The sequence below is a fragment of the Vibrio sp. 10N.222.55.C6 genome, assembly GCF_041473395.1.
GTDB classification, from domain to species: domain Bacteria; phylum Pseudomonadota; class Gammaproteobacteria; order Enterobacterales; family Vibrionaceae; genus Vibrio; species Vibrio crassostreae_C.
On sequence record NZ_JBFRSD010000461.1, the window covers coordinates 1 to 652 of the forward strand.

Annotated in this window: 1 protein-coding gene; it reads left to right on the forward strand. The window is 50.3% G+C overall.

The features are described from left to right. On the forward strand, positions 1–652 hold a 652-nt coding region (locus AB4486_RS24600), incomplete at both ends, for a GH36-type glycosyl hydrolase domain-containing protein (protein WP_372119294.1).

Below are 652 nucleotides of genomic sequence, written 5' to 3' on the forward strand. Positions count from 1 at the left end.
CGCTTAAGCAGCTACTTAATGCTGATTGGGTTCCACAAACCATGACGCTGAAAGCGCACCAGCAAGAGTCGGGTCATACTGTGCTTGAGCAGTATGCCTTCATGAAGCGCGACTACGCGGTAAATCTGATGACAACGGATCGCCCTGCGACGTCGTTTGATGGTGATCGCCAATCATTCCTTGGTCAATTTGGTTACGGCACATGGGCTGCCCCGCAAGCGTTAGAAAACGATGAGCTTGGCAATACTGAGTGTTTGCGTGGTGACAACATTGGCGCGCTTAACCTGCGTTTGGGTTGGTTATCTCCAGAGCAGACAGAACGTACGGTCGTACAAATCGCGCAAGAACAGAGCCTAGAAGCAGCATTGCCTCTGCTGGCTAAATATCGTGACCATCAAGTGGTCGATTCTGCTTTCGCTGAACTGGCTGAACATTGGGGTGGTTACCTACAAGCAGTTCAGGTTGAAACGCCAGATCCTGCAATGAACTCAATGCTTAATGTACATAACCCACGTCAGTGTCACACCACTAAAAACTGGTCTCGTTACCTGTCTCTGTACCAGCTTGGCTATGGCGCACGTGGCATTGGTTTCCGTGATTCTTCGCAAGATACGTTGGGCGTGATTACTCATATGCCAGAAGAGGCGCGTGA